The 15,613-nt window shown below is 67.8% G+C and carries 14 protein-coding genes; 5 read left to right on the forward strand and 9 right to left on the reverse strand.

What is annotated here, in order from left to right:
* Position 1 precedes the first annotated feature (1 nt).
* The gene (locus GO592_RS07020) at positions 2-328 is read left to right on the forward strand and encodes a hypothetical protein (RefSeq protein WP_007296557.1); all 327 of its coding nucleotides are present in this window, start codon (positions 2-4) and stop codon (positions 326-328) included.
* Here GO592_RS07020 and GO592_RS07025 read toward each other — a convergent pair.
* Both GO592_RS07025 and mce read right to left on the reverse strand, forming a co-directional pair.
* A complete protein-coding gene (locus GO592_RS07025; RefSeq protein WP_007296558.1) occupies positions 325-1,410 on the reverse strand; it encodes a hypothetical protein in 1,086 nt (361 codons plus the stop codon). The genes GO592_RS07020 and GO592_RS07025 overlap by 4 nt on opposite strands.
* Before the next feature lie 68 nt (positions 1,411-1,478).
* Positions 1,479-1,952 (reverse strand): methylmalonyl-CoA epimerase, encoded by a 474-nt coding sequence (mce, locus tag GO592_RS07030; protein ID WP_005248354.1) that lies wholly within the window; start codon positions 1,950-1,952, stop codon positions 1,479-1,481.
* 94 nt (positions 1,953-2,046) lie between these two features.
* On the opposite strand from mce, the gene GO592_RS07035 reads away from it, so the two are divergent.
* From GO592_RS07035 to GO592_RS07045, 3 genes are all read left to right on the forward strand, one after another.
* A complete protein-coding gene (locus GO592_RS07035) occupies positions 2,047-3,240 on the forward strand; it encodes an acetyl-CoA C-acetyltransferase (protein WP_005262053.1) in 1,194 nt (397 codons plus the stop codon).
* Between the two features lie 64 nt (positions 3,241-3,304).
* Positions 3,305-3,676, forward strand: coding sequence for a DUF3817 domain-containing protein (locus GO592_RS07040; protein ID WP_007296559.1), 372 nt, complete (start codon positions 3,305-3,307; stop codon positions 3,674-3,676).
* Between the two features lie 118 nt (positions 3,677-3,794).
* Entirely contained in the window at positions 3,795-4,712 is a 918-nt protein-coding gene (locus GO592_RS07045) for a tetratricopeptide repeat protein (RefSeq protein WP_007296560.1), read from the forward strand.
* Positions 4,713-4,766: 54 nt separating this feature from the next.
* On the opposite strand, the gene GO592_RS07050 is transcribed toward GO592_RS07045, so the two are convergent.
* The 4 genes from GO592_RS07050 to GO592_RS07065 are packed head-to-tail and all read right to left on the reverse strand — an operon-like array spanning position 4,767 to position 8,924.
* On the reverse strand, positions 4,767-6,080 hold the full coding sequence (locus GO592_RS07050) for an MFS transporter (protein ID WP_007296561.1): 1,314 nt from the start codon (positions 6,078-6,080) through the stop codon (positions 4,767-4,769).
* Positions 6,081-6,085: 5 nt separating this feature from the next.
* Positions 6,086-7,234, reverse strand: coding sequence for a galactonate dehydratase (gene dgoD, locus GO592_RS07055; RefSeq protein ID WP_007296562.1), 1,149 nt, complete (start codon positions 7,232-7,234; stop codon positions 6,086-6,088).
* Positions 7,235-7,287: 53 nt separating this feature from the next.
* Positions 7,288-7,917 carry a 2-dehydro-3-deoxy-6-phosphogalactonate aldolase gene (locus tag GO592_RS07060; protein WP_007296563.1) on the reverse strand — a complete coding sequence of 210 codons (630 nt, stop codon included), beginning with the start codon at positions 7,915-7,917 and terminating at the stop codon, positions 7,288-7,290.
* Positions 7,914-8,924, reverse strand: a complete 1,011-nt coding sequence (locus tag GO592_RS07065) for a 2-dehydro-3-deoxygalactonokinase (RefSeq protein WP_007296564.1) — start codon at positions 8,922-8,924, stop codon at positions 7,914-7,916. The genes GO592_RS07060 and GO592_RS07065 overlap by 4 nt, the downstream gene beginning before the upstream one ends.
* Before the next feature lie 51 nt (positions 8,925-8,975).
* Between GO592_RS07065 and GO592_RS07070 the strand changes: the two genes are divergently transcribed.
* A complete protein-coding gene (locus GO592_RS07070; RefSeq protein WP_007296565.1) occupies positions 8,976-9,761 on the forward strand; it encodes an IclR family transcriptional regulator in 786 nt (261 codons plus the stop codon).
* 24 nt (positions 9,762-9,785) lie between these two features.
* Here the strand turns inward: GO592_RS07070 and GO592_RS07075 are convergent, their stop codons facing one another.
* From GO592_RS07075 to GO592_RS07085, 3 genes are read right to left on the reverse strand one after another with little or no spacing between them, the layout of a single operon-like run.
* Complete coding sequence (locus GO592_RS07075; RefSeq protein ID WP_005567784.1) at positions 9,786-11,207, reverse strand: neutral zinc metallopeptidase; 1,422 nt, start codon at positions 11,205-11,207, stop codon at positions 9,786-9,788.
* 46 nt (positions 11,208-11,253) lie between these two features.
* On the reverse strand, positions 11,254-13,452 hold the full coding sequence (glgB, locus tag GO592_RS07080; protein WP_007296566.1) for a 1,4-alpha-glucan branching protein GlgB: 2,199 nt from the start codon (positions 13,450-13,452) through the stop codon (positions 11,254-11,256).
* Complete coding sequence (locus tag GO592_RS07085) at positions 13,452-15,470, reverse strand: maltotransferase domain-containing protein (protein ID WP_007296567.1); 2,019 nt, start codon at positions 15,468-15,470, stop codon at positions 13,452-13,454. The genes glgB and GO592_RS07085 overlap by 1 nt, the downstream gene beginning before the upstream one ends.
* Between the last annotated feature and the right edge of the window lie 143 nt (positions 15,471-15,613).

Here is a 15,613-nt window from a genome sequence, read left to right on the forward strand (position 1 = left end):
CGTGCCCCGTCGTAAACCGCAGCGGAAGAACACACGCCGCAGTGCGCCCCCGGACGACTCCGAGGGGTCGCTGTTCGGTAGTGCGGTGATGCGTCAGGAGTCCGGGCCCGCAGGCTACGCCGACGAGACTTTCATCGTCCGCACGATCCCCGGGGCCCGGGCGACCAAGTCCTACCGGTGCCCCGGCTGCGATCACGACATCCGGCCGGGTGTCGCCCACCTCGTCACCTGGCCGGCCGAATACGGCGGAGCCGAGGACCGGCGGCACTGGCACACCGGGTGCTGGTCGGGACGCAGCACCCGGGGCCTCACGCGAAGGTGGTCCTAGCTTCCCGTCTTCACGGTCCGCTGATCCGCCGGCCGGTTCGCCGGGTTCTTCTCGACGGTGGACAGCACCGCGGTGTCCTCGTCCGAGTTGTCCGTCTCGTCCGCGGAGTTCTTCCCGGACTCGCTCGGCGTGGTTTTCCGGTCGGCGGCACCGCCCGGTGCGGGCTTGCTGCTCGTGTTCTCGGTCGAGCGCTTCTCCGAGTTCGATGCCGCGGTGTCGGGTTGCGCGTCCAGGAGCTCACTCTCCCGGTTGACCGACGCCAACATGGCGGGAACGGAATCGAGCTGACCCCGAATCCCCAAGAGCTGCGCCAGGATCCGGCCGCGTAGCACGCGCAGTTCTTCCGCGAGTTCCTTGGCGTGGGCGATCTTGCGCTCCGACTGGTCGGTGGCCGCCTGCAGCCTGCGCTCCGCCTCGTGCGTGGCGTCCGCGAGACGGCGATGCGCCTCGGCCTTGCTGGTGGACTCGAGTTCGTTGACGGCCGTGATCGTCTTCTGACGACGCTCGGACATCGCGAGGTCGAAATCTTCCTGCACCTGCGACCGACGCAGTTCGGCCTCGGCGGCGAGGCGGTCGCGCTCGGACTGAGCGGCCTCGACGATCTTCGCCGCCTCCGTGCGGGCCTTGGCCATCGTCTGCTCGTGCTGAATCTCGAGAGCACTCCGGCGGTCTTCGAGTTCCGCGACCAGCGACTCGTACTGGCCGCGGAGCTGCGCGCCCTCCTGCTCGGCGACGGAGATCATCTCGGCGGCGTCGGCCTCGGCCTTCGCACGCACCTCGGACGCTTCGTCCGACGCGAGCCGGAGCATGCGCGAGATGCGGTCGCTCATTCCCTCCGCGGTGGTCGGCGGAACGGACAGGCGGTCGACATCCTTGCGGAGATCGTCGATCTCGTCCCGCGCATCGTCGAGCTGCTTGGCGAGATCCCGCGCCTGCGCCGCCGCGGCGTCGCGGTCGGCGGCAGTGACGCGGAGCTCGGCGTCGAATCGCTCGAAGTAGTTACGTACCTCGTCCCGATCGAATCCCTTGCGCACGGTGGAGAAGGGAAGGGGGATCGAACCACGGTCCTGCTCGTTTACCATGGCCGCCAATCTACCTGGGCAAAGTAGAACTTGTCTCTGCGCCTGGTACCCGGCGGCCGGCCACAGCTCTAGTGAGTCGCCGACGGCTCGACGAGCTCGACGAGAACTCCGCCTGCGTCCTTCGGGTGGACGAAATTGATGCGCGAGTCGGCGGTTCCGCGGCGAGGTGCGTCGTACAGCAGGCGCACGCCGCGCTCGCGCAGCTGGGCGGAGATGGCGTCGATGTCCGTCACGCGGTACGCGAGCTGCTGGAGACCGGGACCGCTGCGATCGATGAACTTGGCGATGGTCGAGTTCTCGTTCAACGGTGCGAGAAGCTGCAGCGCGGTGCTGCCCTCGGGGGAGCCGACGACGCTGAGCATCGCTTCGCGCACGCCCTGCTCCTCGTTCACCTCTTCGTGCGTCGACACCATGCCGAGGTGTTCGGAGTACCACGCGATGGCGGCGTCGAGGTCGGGAACGGCGATACCGACGTGGTCGATGGCGGTCACCAGGTCCGAGGACAGCGGTGACGTGGTCTGGGTGGGGGAGGACTGTGTCATGGTCCCGACGTTAGCGCTACCGTTTCGGTAGTTCTCGTCGGGATGTGACTTCCGTCGCCCCGCACCTGCCTACTCGTCTCACGCGGAGGAAATCGTGACCAGTTCTGTGATCGTCGCCGGAGCCCGGACCCCGATGGGCCGGTTGCTGGGTTCGTTGAAGGATGTGTCGGGTTCGGATCTGGGTGGGGTGGCGATTCGTGGTGCGCTGGAGAAGGCGGGCGTCGCTCCCGAGCAGGTCGAGTACGTGATCATGGGTCAGGTGCTCACGGCGGGGGCGGGGCAGATCCCGGCGCGGCAGGCCGCGGTGGCCGCGGGGATCGGGATGGATGTGCCGGCGCTGACCATCAACAAGGTGTGCCTGTCCGGGATCGATGCGATCGCGTTGGCGGATCAGCTGATCCGGGCCGGCGAGTTCGAAGTGGTGGTCGCCGGCGGCCAGGAGTCGATGTCGCGCGCCCCGCACCTGCTGGAGAAGTCGCGGGAGGGTTTCAAGTACGGCGACGTCACGATGCGCGACCACATGGCCTTCGACGGGTTGTACGACATTTTCACCGATCAGGCGATGGGGAGTCTGACCGAGGCGAAGAACGCGGAGGACGGGCAGCGGATCAGCCGTGAGGAGCAGGACACCTTCGCGGCGGCGTCGCATCAGAAGGCGGCGCGGGCCTGGAAGGACGGGGTGTTCGACGACGAGGTGGTGCCGGTGCCGGTGCCGCAGCGGAAGGGGGATCCCGTGCTGGTCGGCTCCGACGAAGGCGTGCGCGGCGATACGACGGCGGAATCCCTGGCCAGGCTGCGGCCGGCGTTCAGCAAGGACGGCACGGTCACCGCCGGGTCGGCGTCGCAGATCTCCGATGGCGCGGCCGCTGTCGTGGTGATGAGCAAGGCGAAGGCGCAGGAACTCGGGTTGTCGTGGATCGCGGAGATCGGCGCGCACGGGGTCGTTGCGGGTCCGGATTCGACGCTGCAGTCGCAGCCGGCGCGGGCCATCGCGAAGGCGTGCGCCAAGGAGGGGATCGAGCCGAAGGACCTGGATCTGGTGGAGATCAACGAGGCGTTCGCGGCGGTGGGGATCGCGTCGACACGGGAGCTGGGGTTGGATCCGGAGATCGTGAACGTCAACGGCGGGGCGATCGCGATGGGGCATCCGCTGGGCATGTCGGGGGCGCGGATCGCGTTGCATCTGGCGCTGGAGTTGCGTCGTCGCGGCGGGGGTGTGGGCGCTGCGGCACTGTGTGGTGGTGGCGGTCAGGGTGACGCCCTGATCGTCCGCGTCCCCAAGGCCTGACCAGACGACAGTCCGTAGTGGTGTATCTCACACCACTACGGACTGTCGTAGATGGTCGGGCACAATGGTCGGCATGGCGAACGTCTTCGATCTCAGCACCACGGCTACGCGCTTCCGATTTGTCGCAATTCTGGAGGCATTCACCTGGCTCGGCCTCCTTATCGGCATGTCCTTCAAGTACCTGCCCGCCGACGGCAACGAGATCGGCGTGAAGATCTTCGGGCCCATCCACGGCGGCGTCTTCGTCCTGTACCTGCTCATCTCGCTGTGGACCGCCCGCAAGCTGAGCTGGAATCTGGTCACCACCTTCTGGGCGCTCGTCGCCAGCGTCCCGCCGTTCGGCACCGTCGTGTTCGAGGTCTGGGCGGCCCGCACCGGCCGGATGGGCGAACTGTCCCGGTCGAGCGCCGTGAAGAGCGAACCGTCGCTCGTCTGATCCGCGCCGCGGTAGGCACGGCCCGCATTCCGGTGCGCGCTCAAATCGTGACAAACTGGTGGACGTGACTCGACCAGGTTCTCGTCCGTCAGCGCGTTCCTCAGCAGTGGCCGCGGCCATGAGCGGAGCAGTCGATCTCTCCGCCCTCAAGGAGCGTGCGGCCGCTCCACCCCCGCCGGCACCCGCACCCTCCGGGGACGGCGCGGCCCCGGCCGCACCCGGGAGTACCGGACTCACACCCGTTATCGACGTCACCGAGGCGACGTTCGAGGCGGAGGTGCTCGTCCGGTCCCAGCAGGTCCCGGTCGTCGTCGACCTGTGGGCCACCTGGTGCGAGCCGTGCAAACAACTCTCACCCCTGCTCGAGAAGCTGGCACACGAGGCCGGCGGCACCTGGGTGCTCGCCAAGGTCGACGTCGATGCCAACCCGCGGATCGCGCAGGCTTTCGGCGTCCAGTCCGTCCCGACCGTGGTCGCCATCGCCGGCGGGCAACCGCTCGCCGACTTCCAGGGCGCACAGCCCGAACCGCAACTGCGTCAGTGGCTCGCCGCCGTTCAGCAGGCCACCGCCGGAAAGCTGTCCGGACCGCCGGCCGGTGACGGCAACGAGGACGAGCCCGAACCGGAGGACCCGCGTTTCGTCGCGGCCGAGGCCGCGCTCGACGAAGGCGACCTGTCGGCAGCCGAAGCCGAGTTCCAGAAGATCCTCGACGACGAACCGGCCAACGCCGAGGCGCAGGGCGCGATCCGGCAGGTGCGTTTCCTCGCCCGCGTGCAGTCCGTCGATCCCGGTGCCGTCGCCGCGGCGGACGCCGCCCCGAACGACATCGACGCCCAGTTGCAGGCCGCGGACGTCGAGCTCTACTCCCAGGCCCCCGACGCGGCGTTCGCCCGTCTCATCGGTGTCGTCGCCCGCAGCGCCGGCGACGACAAGACGCGGGTACGGACACGTCTGCTGGAGTTGTTCGAACTGTTCGACCCGGCCGAGCCGGTCGTCATGACCGCGCGACGGAAACTCGCCGCCGCACTGTACTGACGAGGAACCGGGGTGAGTGCTGTCGGCACTCACCCCGGTCACCTCGTCTGATGGTCAGCTTCGTACGCGCTCCACCCGTCCGACCAGGAAGACGTAGGACGCGACCCCGACCGCGGTCACCACGGTCATGTAGACGAATCCCGGCGCGAAGCTGTCGTCGGTGACGAGCAACCCGATCACGATGGGCGTCGCGATCGACGACAGGTTGCCGATGAAGTTGAACATTCCACCGGTGAGCCCGAGCAGCCGTTCCGGCGCGAGCGCCGAAACCAGCGACCACGTGATCGACGCGAGTCCGTTGCCGAAGAACGCGATGGACAGGAACACGATCACCATGGCGGTCGAGTCGGTGAAGTTGGCGCCGATCATCGCGACGGTCAGCAACAGGCCCACGATGATCGGACCCTTCCGGGCGACTCCGAGAGACACTCCCTTGCGCAGCAGGAAATCGGAGAACGCCCCGGAGAACAGCACACCGGCGAGTGCCGCGACGAACGGCAGCGAGGCGAGAAATCCGGACTTGATGTAATCCATGTCCCGGTACTCGACGAGATACGTGGGGAACCAGGTGAGGAAGAACCACAGCGTCGACGTGAGGCAGAACTGCCCCAGGTAGATCCCCCACAGCTTGCGCCGGCCGAGGACGGTGGCGACATCGTTCCGGGTCACCGCCGGACGTTCGGGTTGCTGCTCGTCCGCGAGGTCGACGAGTCCGCCGCCGTCGCGGATCAGGTCGATCTCGGCGTCGTTCGCCCGCGAGTCGCGTGGCTCGCGATAGAACGCGTACCACACGGCACCCCAGACCGCCCCGATAGTTCCGGTCACGATGAAGACCCAATGCCACGACAGCACGGACTGCAGCCAGGACAGGAACGGCGTGAGCAGGGCCAGTCCGATGAACTGCCCGGAGGTGTAGAAGCCGATCACCGTCGCCCGTTCACGCTCGGGGTACCAGGCCGTCGCGACCCGGTTGTTGATCGGATATGCGGGCGCCTCGAACACACCGACCAGCAGGCGCAACGCGATGAGCGCCACGAAGCCGCCGATGACCCCCATGAACGCGGTCGCGACCGACCACAGGATGAGGCAGGCGGGGTAGAGCAGTCTCGGGGGAATCCGGTCGACGAGCCATCCTCCGGGGATCTGCAGCGCCGCATAGGTCCAGCCGAAAGCCGAGAGCAGAAGTCCCTGCTGCGCCTTGGAGAGATCCATTTCGTCCGCGATCGCAGGCATCGCGATCGACAGGTTTGCCCGGTCCATGTAGTTGATGACGACGGTCACGAACAGCATCACCGCGATGAGAACGCGCGCCTTCGACGCCTGCGCGGCGACCGTAGTGGACTTGCCGATCTTCTGGGTCTGCACCATTGCCCTCACCACTCCGCAAAGGATCCGTCGGTGTGGCGCCAGACCGGGTTTCGCCAGCGATGGCCTTCGGCGGCCCGTTCGATCACGTACTCCTCGTTCACCTCGATGCCCAGTCCCGGACCGGTGGGGATTCGGACCTGACCGTCCGCGTACGTGAACACGGACGGGGCGACGAGATAGTCGAGGAGATCGTTCGACGTGTTGTAGTGGATGCCGAGGCTCTGTTCCTGGATCGTCGCGTTGTAACAGCCCGCGTCGATCTGCAGGCACGTGGCCAGAGCGATCGGCCCGAGGGGGCAGTGCAGCGCGAGTGCCACGTCGTACGCCTCGGCCATGTGCGCGATCTTCCGGGCCTCGGTGATGCCACCGCAGTGCGACGGATCGGGCTGGATGATGTCCACCGCCCCGGACGCGAGGACGGTTTTGAAATCCCAACGAGAGAACAATCTCTCACCCAGCGCGATCGGGATCGGCGACTGTCGCAGCACGTCGACGAAACCGTCGACGTGCTCGGAGAGGACCGGTTCCTCGACGAACATCAGCCGGAACGGCTCGAGTTCCTTCAGCAGTACCTTGGCCATCGGCTTGTGCACCCGGCCGTGGAAATCGACGCCGATGCCGATGTTCGGGCCCACTGCGTCCCGTACCGCGGCGACGTTGGCGAGGCACTGGTCCACCTTGTCCCAGGAGTCCAGGTACTGCAGTTCCTCCGTGCCGTTCATCTTCACGGCGGTGAACCCCCGGTCGACCACTTCGCGTGCCGCCTTCGCGGTGTCCGAGGGGCGGTCGCCACCGATCCAGGAATAGACCTTGATCCGGTCCCGGACGCGGCCGCCGAGAAGCTCGTACGCCGGCACGCCGAGGGCCTTGCCCTTGATGTCCCACAGGGCCTGGTCGATGCCGGCCAGCGCGCTCATGTGGATGCCGCCACCGCGGTAGAAACCGGACCGGTACATGACCGTCCACAGGTCTTCGATCTGCGTCGGATCCTGTCCGATCAGGTAGTCGGACAGTTCCTCCACCGCCGCGGCGACGGACGCGGCCCGGCCTTCGAGCACCGGTTCGCCCCAGCCGACCACGCCGTCGTCCGTCTCGATCCGCAGAAACAGCCACCTGGGGGGAACGGCGTACGTGGTGAGTGACTTGATCTTCATGGAGTCCTCCTGTGCGGGGCTGTGGTGGTGGCCCCGGGGTAGTAGGTGTCGGTTCAGGCGGCTTCGGCCGACCAGATGTTCATCAGGGTGAGGGCGCGGTCGCGGACGGTCTCGGCGCCGTCCCCGGGCCGGTACAGGCAGGTTCCGAGTCCCGCGCCGCCCGCGCCCGCGGATGCCCACTCGGCGAGGTTGGTTCGGTCGACGCCGCCGACGGGGAGCAATTCGACCTCCGTCGGCAGGACGGCCCGCCATGCCTGCATCCCGGCTGTCCCGACCGAGTCGGAGGGAAACAGTTTGATGCTGCGCGCTCCCGCACCGACGGCGCGAAACGCCTCGGTGGGAGTGGCCGCTCCCGGATACGGGTGCAGGTTCCGGGCAACGGCGGCGCCGATGACCTCCACGTCGGTGTTGGGCGAGACGATGATCCGGGAGCCGGCTGCTTCGGATCGGATCACGTCGTCGACGCTCAGTACCGTTCCGGCCCCGACGACGCAGACGTCGCCGACGGCCGCGGCCAACCGCTCGATCGAGTCGAACGGTCGCGGCGAGTTCAGCGGGACCTCGATCGCGGTGAACCCGGCGTCGACGAGGGCCGAGCCGACGGCGACGATCTCGTCCGGGATGATGCCGCGCAGAATGGCGATCAAACCGGTCCTGGTGGTGGTGGTGGCTGTGCTGCTCATAGGGACTCCTTCTCGGGATTGGTGGATGGCGCCGGGTCGACCAGCCCCGCATCGACCGCCACGCGCCACAGACCCTGTGCGGCGGCCTCCTCGGCGACGATGTCGGCGGCCACGCCGTGAACGCGCAGTCCGGCTGCGTAGCGTCGGCAGAGATCGGCGTTTCCGCACAACAGGATTCGGCTTCCGGCGGCGTAGTGGGGCAGGAGATGCCGGACCTCGTCGGCGATGATCACGCCGGAGACGTAGTCGGGAAGCGACGCCGGATCGAGGAGTCCGTCGAGCACGAGCGCTCGTGCTCCGAACAGCTCCGCGGGTAGTCCGCGACGCGGTGTCGACGTTCCGGTGGCGAGGCCCCGCTCGAACGCGGCGTCGTCCCGCACCTCGGCGGTTGCCGTTCGGCCGAGGATGCCGTGCTGGATCACCAGGCCGTACAACTCGCCCGACATCGATGTGGCGAACGAGACGATCTTGCGGTTCTCGACTCGTGCCCACTTGCTGTGTGTTCCGGGGAGCACGATCGCGAGTGGTCGGTCGGTCGGCGGGAGCAGACCCAATGCCCCGATGATCTGCGTCTCCTCGCCCCGCATGACGTCGCCGGCCACCGTGCCGTCGGCCGAGGGTGCGACGCGCAGGCCGGGTACGAGATGCAGTACTCCGCGCGAATGAGGAACCGTCGTCAGATCGCCGGCGTCGATCGCGAGATCGGTCGGCGTGGTCAGATAGCCGGCTTCACGCCAACCCTGGGCGCTGCCGACCATGCCGCAGGCAATCGCCGGGAGATCGGGGGTGGCCGCGATCCAGTCGCCGCAGGCCTCGTCGAACGCGGCTTCGTAATCACGCGTGCGCGATGTGGGGTCGTCTCCGGCGGTGCCGAGCAATCCGAAGTCCGGCCGGCGAACGTCCAGAATGCGGCCGCCGTCGCCGAGGAGCCAGGCACGCTGTGACGACGTACCCCAGTCGAGGGCGATCAGGCGCGGTGTCGATGTGTCGGGGGTGTTCTGGATCACGCGAACCACTATCGGACGCGAATCCCATAATGACGAACATGGTCCCTATATGTGGGACAGTGGGGTGTGGCGAATCCGACGTACGACATTCCACCCGGCACTCAGACGCTCGCGAGGGGGCTGGCCGTCATCCGCGCCGTCTCCGACGGCGCGCAGGATCTCCGCGCGGTCGTCGAGAGCACCGGGCTGGGACGCAGCACCACCCACCGGCTCGTGCAGTTGCTGGTCCACGAGGGATATCTCCGGAGCGGAAGCCGCGGCTACACGCTCGGCCCGACGTTGATCGAACTGGGTTTCAAGGCCCTCCACGGCAGCCCACTGCCCGTCGTCGCGCGACCGATCCTCGAAGAGCTGTCGGCGCACGTCCACGACACCGTGCACCTGGCGGTCGAGGACGGCGGATCGGTGCTGTATCTCGACAAATTGCCGGGGTCACGGGGTGCCGAGATGCGTTCCCGCATCGGTCACCGCATGCCGCTGACCCGCGCCGGTGTCGGAAAGGCGCTGCTGCTGGACTCGGCCGACCGCTGGGATGCGCTGTACGAGAGCGATGCCGCGCAGGGACAGCGGCCACCGAGCCCCCGCGGAGTGGCGGACTTCCGCGCGCGGATGGAGGACTACGCGCGGAGGGGCGCGGCGATGGACCTCGAGGACAACGAACCCGGAATCCGCTGTGTGGCGGCACCGGTGCGGGACGCGTCGTGCGCGATCGTCGGTGCGATCAGCGTGTCGGCCACGAGCCCGTACATGCCGGACGAGCGCATGCGCGGACTCGTGCCGGTCGTGTGCCGGGCCGCGGGGCGGATCTCCGCGGCGCTCGGCTACCGGGAGATCTGAGACGGCGATCGGGTGGTGGGACGGTCAGCGGTACCGGCCCTCGCAGGCCTGCTCGCCGCCGAGCACTCCGGTGCGGAACGCGTCGACCCTGGAGAATCCGCTGGGAACGGTCTCCCCGTTGACGTCACTGGCGGCGAGTCCGTCGGTGAGCAGCCCCGACACGGCCTCGTCGAGATCGCCGGGGGACAGCCACACGCTGCCCGCCTCCAGGGTGGCGGGACTGTCCGGGCTCAACGCGCTGGTGATGACGCCGGACAGGCAGGCGGCTCGCAGCGCGGTCTGGGGTGAGTGCAGATCGTTGCCCCGGTCCCGCTGCAACGCCAGGGTGTACCGCGAGGCGAGCAGGACGTATGCGTTGTAGTCGCCGGTGAGTTTGGTCTGGAAGAGTTCCCGCCTGCCCGGGCGGCCCGGTGTGCCGCGTTCGGCGAGGGCGTCGACACTCACCCCGATCGTGTTGGTGGCCGGGCAGTACGACACCGGTTCGGTCGCGTCGGCGTCCGCGCAGTCGAGGTCGGCGCCGTCGAGTTGCAGCGTCGGGGGATCGCTGAGATCGAAGATCTGCTGGAAGGACGTGAAGAACGCCTCGAGCGCCTCCTCGGTGACGGGGAGTTCGCCGTCGTCGCTCTCGTCGGCGAACCGCTGAGGCAGATCCGCGCGGCGCGAGTCGATCTCCTTCTCGTCGATGCGCGTGCAGGACGCCGGACCGTCCGTGAATCCGATCTGGGTGGCGGTGACGCGTTCGAACGCCGAGCCGTGCACGTTGTCGGGATCGTTCGGGTCGCTGTCACCGATCGCCACCGCCGACGCCAGTACCTTGTTCAGCCCGTCCGACGTGTTCAGCGTGAAATGGGTCGCCTTGTCTTCCGCGATGTACCGCATGAACGCCCCCGCGAAGCAGTCGGCCTGCTGTTCCCGCACGATGCCACCGCCCACGTTCTCGTCGGCGATTCCCGCCTTCGTCTGCACGGCGTGCCCGTACTCGTGTGCCAGAACGAAGACGGCGGCGACGACGCCGAACTTCTCCACGACCTCGGGCAGCAGCAGCGCCCGGTCCCAGCCGATCGTGTGGTCCGTGCTGCAGTAGCCGGCGTTGAGGAGTTCCTCGGTGCTGTCCCCGCAGAACCGCGGGCCGTCGGACTCGCGCGGATCCCAGGAGATCAGTTCCTCGACCGGCTCGAACTTGCGCTGGAACAACGCCGGGAACTCGGTGCGCCAGTAATCCTCGATGTCGCTCACCGCGTTGGCGGCCATCGTGTCGATCTCACCGCCGTCGGTGCCGGTGACGGGCACGTCGGCGTCGGCCACGCCTTTGCGGGCACCGCTCGGACCCGACGTGGCATCCAGCCCAGCCACCTTGAACGGATCGTCGTAGATGGACGCGGCCTCGCCGTCCACCGACCGCGTGCACCCGGACAGGACGACCGCGGCCACGGCCAGAACGCCCACGCTCGCAGCCCACTGCCGACGTCGGGTCAGCAAGGCCGTGCCTTCATCAACGCTCCAGACTCATCCAGATCGCGCCGTTCGCGGGCAGTGCCACCTCTGCAGAGGCGGGACGGCCGTGCCACGGCTGCGACGTTGCCGTCACCGCACCGAGATTTCCCCAACCCGATCCCGCGTAGATCTCGGCGTCGGTGTTGAGAATTTCACGCCATTCGCCCCGTTCTGGCAAGCCCACACGATAATTCGCGTGCGGCGAACCCGAGAAATTGAACAGGCAGGCCAGGATCGACCCATCGGTGCCGTAGCGCAGGAAGCTCAGGACGTTGTTCGCGGTGTCGTTGGCGTCGATCCAGGAGAACCCGCCCGGTGACGTGTCGAGAGTCCACAACGCCGGGTGCTCGCGGTAGGTGGCGTTGAGGTCGTGAACGAGCCGGAGCAGACCGCGGTGGAAACCGCCGGTGTACGGGTCGTCGAGCTGGTACCAGTCGAGTCCGCGCTCCTCGGACCACTCCGCGGTCTGTCCGAATTCCTGACCCATGAACAGCAGTTGCTTACCGGGGTGCGACCACATGTACGCCAGCAGGGCCCGTACACCGGCGGCCTTCGCGTAGTCGTCGCCGGGCATCCGCGTCCACAGCGTGCCCTTGCCGTGCACCACCTCGTCGTGGCTGATGGGCAGCAGATAGTTCTCGCTCCACGCGTACATCAGGGAGAACGTGATCTCGTGATGGTGATAGCTGCGGTGGACGGGATCGTGCGCCATGAATCCGAGGGTGTCGTGCATCCACCCCATGTTCCATTTCATGTTGAAACCGAGACCGCCGACATTGGTCGCGCGGGTGACACCCGGCCACGCCGTCGACTCCTCCGCGATGGTGACGACCCCGCGGTGCTGCTTGTGGACCGTGGCGTTGGTCTCCTGCAGGAAGGCGACGGCCTCGAGGTTCTCCCTGCCGCCGTGGATGTTCGGCGTCCAACCGCCCTCCGGCCGCGAATAGTCGAGGTAGAGCATCGACGCGACCGCGTCGACGCGCAGACCGTCCACGTGGAACTCGTCGAGCCAGTACAGCGCGTTCGCGACGAGGAAGTTGCGGACCTCGCGCCGCCCGAAATCGAACACGTACGTTCCCCAGTCGAGTTGCTCGCCGCGCTGAGGATCGCTGTGCTCGTAGAGCGGTGTGCCGTCGAAACGTGCCAGCGCCCACTCGTCCTTGGGGAAGTGGGCCGGTACCCAGTCGACGATGACCCCGATGCCGGCCGAGTGCAGGTGGTCGACGAACCACCGGAAGTCGTCGGGGGAGCCGAACCGTGAGGTGGGCGCGTAGTACGACGTGACCTGGTACCCCCACGAACCGCCGAACGGGTGCTCGGCGACCGGCAGCAGTTCGACGTGCGTGAATCCCGTCTCCGTGATGTGGGCCGCGAGTTGTTCGGCCATCTCGCGGTAGTTCAGGCCTGGCCGCCACGAAGCGAGGTGAACCTCGTACACGCTCATCGGGGACTGCGCCGGCTCGGTGGCCGCGCGCTGCGCCAGCCAGTCGGCGTCGTTCCATTCGTACGTGCTCACCGAGACCCGGGACGCGGTAGCCGGAGGGACCTCGGTGGCGAAGGCCATGGGGTCGGCCTTGTCGCGCACGGTGCCGTCCGGTCCGTGGACCCGGAACTTGTACAGGTCACCGGCCTCGATACCGGGAACGAACAACTCCCACACCCCGGTGGAGCCGAGCACCCGCATCGGGAAGTTCCGCCCACTCCATCCGTCGAAATCGCCGATCACACTCACCCCGCGGGCATTGGGAGCCCACACGGCGAACGAGGTGCCGGTGACGGTGCCGTCGGGGGTGTCGTAGCGGCGGCGGTGCGCGCCGAGGATCTCCCACAGCCGCTCGTGCCTGCCCTCACCGAACAGGTGCAGGTCGAGTTCGCCGAGCGTGGGCAGGAACCGGTACCCGTCGGCGGAGACGTCGTTGTGACCACCGGGCCACGTCGTGGACAGCCGGTAGTCCATCAGATCCCGGTACGGGACGAGTGCCCCCCACACACCGTGCGCCAGGTGTTCCAGCGAGAAACTCGTCCCACCGATGACGGCGTCGACGGCCTCGGCGTGGGGGCGCAGTGCGCGGATCACCGTGCCGTCGGGGTGCGGGTGCGCGCCCAGGACCGAGTGCGGGTTGTGATGCTCGCCCCGGGACAGCAGGTCGAGGTCGGCGGCGTCGGGTGCGATGGCGACAGGCGGTTCGACGGTCACTATGTACCTCCGCGGTAGGCCAGTTTCGTTCTGGCCGGATAGGGGATCGACGGTAATGCCAGGATATGGGCCACCGCGCGCCAGGGTTCCAGGCGCACGAAGTTGGCCTGCCCCCAGTGATACTGCTCCCCGGTGACCTCGTCGAGCACGGTCAGGTGGTCGTGCCAGTCGCGGCCCAGCGCGGGCATGTCCAGCCACACGTTGCCCTGCTCGGCGCCGTACGGGTTGAGATTGATCACCGTCAGCACGGCGTCGCCGGTGGTGGCGTCGAACTTGGAATAGGCGATCAGGGCGTCGTTGTCGACGTGGTGGAAATGGATGTTGCGCAACTGCTGCAGCGCCGGATGCTGCCTGCGGATCCGGTTGAGCGCGGTGATCCACGGTTCGAGGGACTCGCCGCGCGCGGCGGCACCCTCGAAATCGCGGGGACGCAGCTGATACTTCTCGGAGTCGAGGTACTCTTCACTGCCCACTCGCAGCGGAACATGTTCGTACAGTTCGTATCCCGAGTACACCCCCCACGTGGGGGACAGGGTGGCCGCCAGCGCGGCGCGCAGGGCGAACATTCCCGGGCCGCCGGTCTGCAGGCTCTCGTGCAGGATGTCCGGGGTGTTGACGAACAGGTTGGGGCGCGCCTCGTCGGCCTTGGCGGCGATCTCCTTGCCGAACTCCGTCAGCTCCCACTTCGCGGTCCGCCACGTGAAATACGTGTAGGACTGGGTGAAACCGCGGCGGGCGAGACCGTACAACCGTGCGGGACGGGTGAACGCCTCGGACAGGAACAGGACGTCCGGATCCGATTTCTTGACCTCGGCGATCAGCCACTCCCAGAAGTCCGGCGGCTTGGTGTGCGGGTTGTCGACCCGGAAGATCTTGACGCCCGCCGCAACCCAGTGCCGGACGACCCGCAGGACCTCCGCGTAGATGCCGTCGCGGTCGTCGTCGAAGTTGACCGGGTAGATGTCCTGGTACTTCTTCGGCGGGTTCTCGGCGTAGGCGATGGTGCCGTCGGGGAGCACGGTGAACCATTCGGGGTGCTTCTTCGCCCACGGATGGTCGGGTGCGGCCTGCAGGGCCAGGTCGATCGCCACCTCCATGTGCAGCTTCTTGGCGGCAGCGATGAACGCCTTGAAATCGCGCATCGTCCCGAGTTGGGGATGAATCGCGTCGTGGCCGCCCTCGTCCGAGCCGATGGCCCACGGCGAACCGACGTCGTCGGGGCCGGGGGTCAGTGTGTTGTTGGGGCCCTTCCGGTTGATCTTGCCGACCGGGTGGATGGGTGGGAGGTACACCACGTCGAATCCCATCGACGCGATGCGGGGAAGCGCAGCCACGGACGTGGCGAACGTACCGTGCCGCGGCTTGCCGTTCTCGTCCCAGCCGCCGGTGGATCGCGGGAAGAACTCGTACCAGGACCCGAACAGGGCGCGCGTGCGATCGACGAGCACGGTGTGCGGTTCGCTCTTCGTGACGAGATCGCGCAGCGGATGTGCGCGCAGCAGTTCGGTGACGTCGGACCCGAACGCCGGGGCCACACGTTCGGAGAGGTGACGGTCGGAACGCAGCGACGCCGCGACCCCGGCCAGCCGCGAGCGGTCCGCGCGGGGGACGCCCTTCGCGGCTCGCTCGAACAACCGCGCACCGATCTCGAGGTCGTTGGCCAGTTCGGCCGGCCCCTGTCCCACTGCCAGCTTGGCCTCGACCGCGTGCTTCCACGTGGTGAGCGGATCGCTCCAGGCCTCGATCCGGAACGTCCAGATGCCCTCGCCGGTCGGGGTGAAGGAACCGTCGACGGTGTCGGGCACCGGACCGCCGGTCATCGGAATGCGGAAGGTCGCCGAGCCGCCCGACGCCGCACTGCGCGGTCCCCGCACCGCAAGCGTGGCGGCCACGGCGTCATGACCTTCACGCCACACGGTTGCCTGGACGGGAAACACCTCACCCACAACGGCCTTGGCGGGGTAGCGACCGCACCCGATGTTCGGTTCCACGTCGTCGATACCGAGTCGACCTGTCACACTGGGCTCCGTTCCATAGCCGGAAGTTGCCGGCGGCTCGTGGGCTGGGCCGCCCGTTCAACCGTAATGGAGTCGACCGGTTCCTGTCCGTATTGGAGATCTGACGTCCACCCGCCCCGACACGGCGCAACGGCGCCCGCGGT

Origin of the sequence: Rhodococcus sp. 21391 (genome assembly GCF_016772255.1) — a bacterium.
GTDB classification, from domain to species: domain Bacteria; phylum Actinomycetota; class Actinomycetes; order Mycobacteriales; family Mycobacteriaceae; genus Rhodococcus_F; species Rhodococcus_F opacus.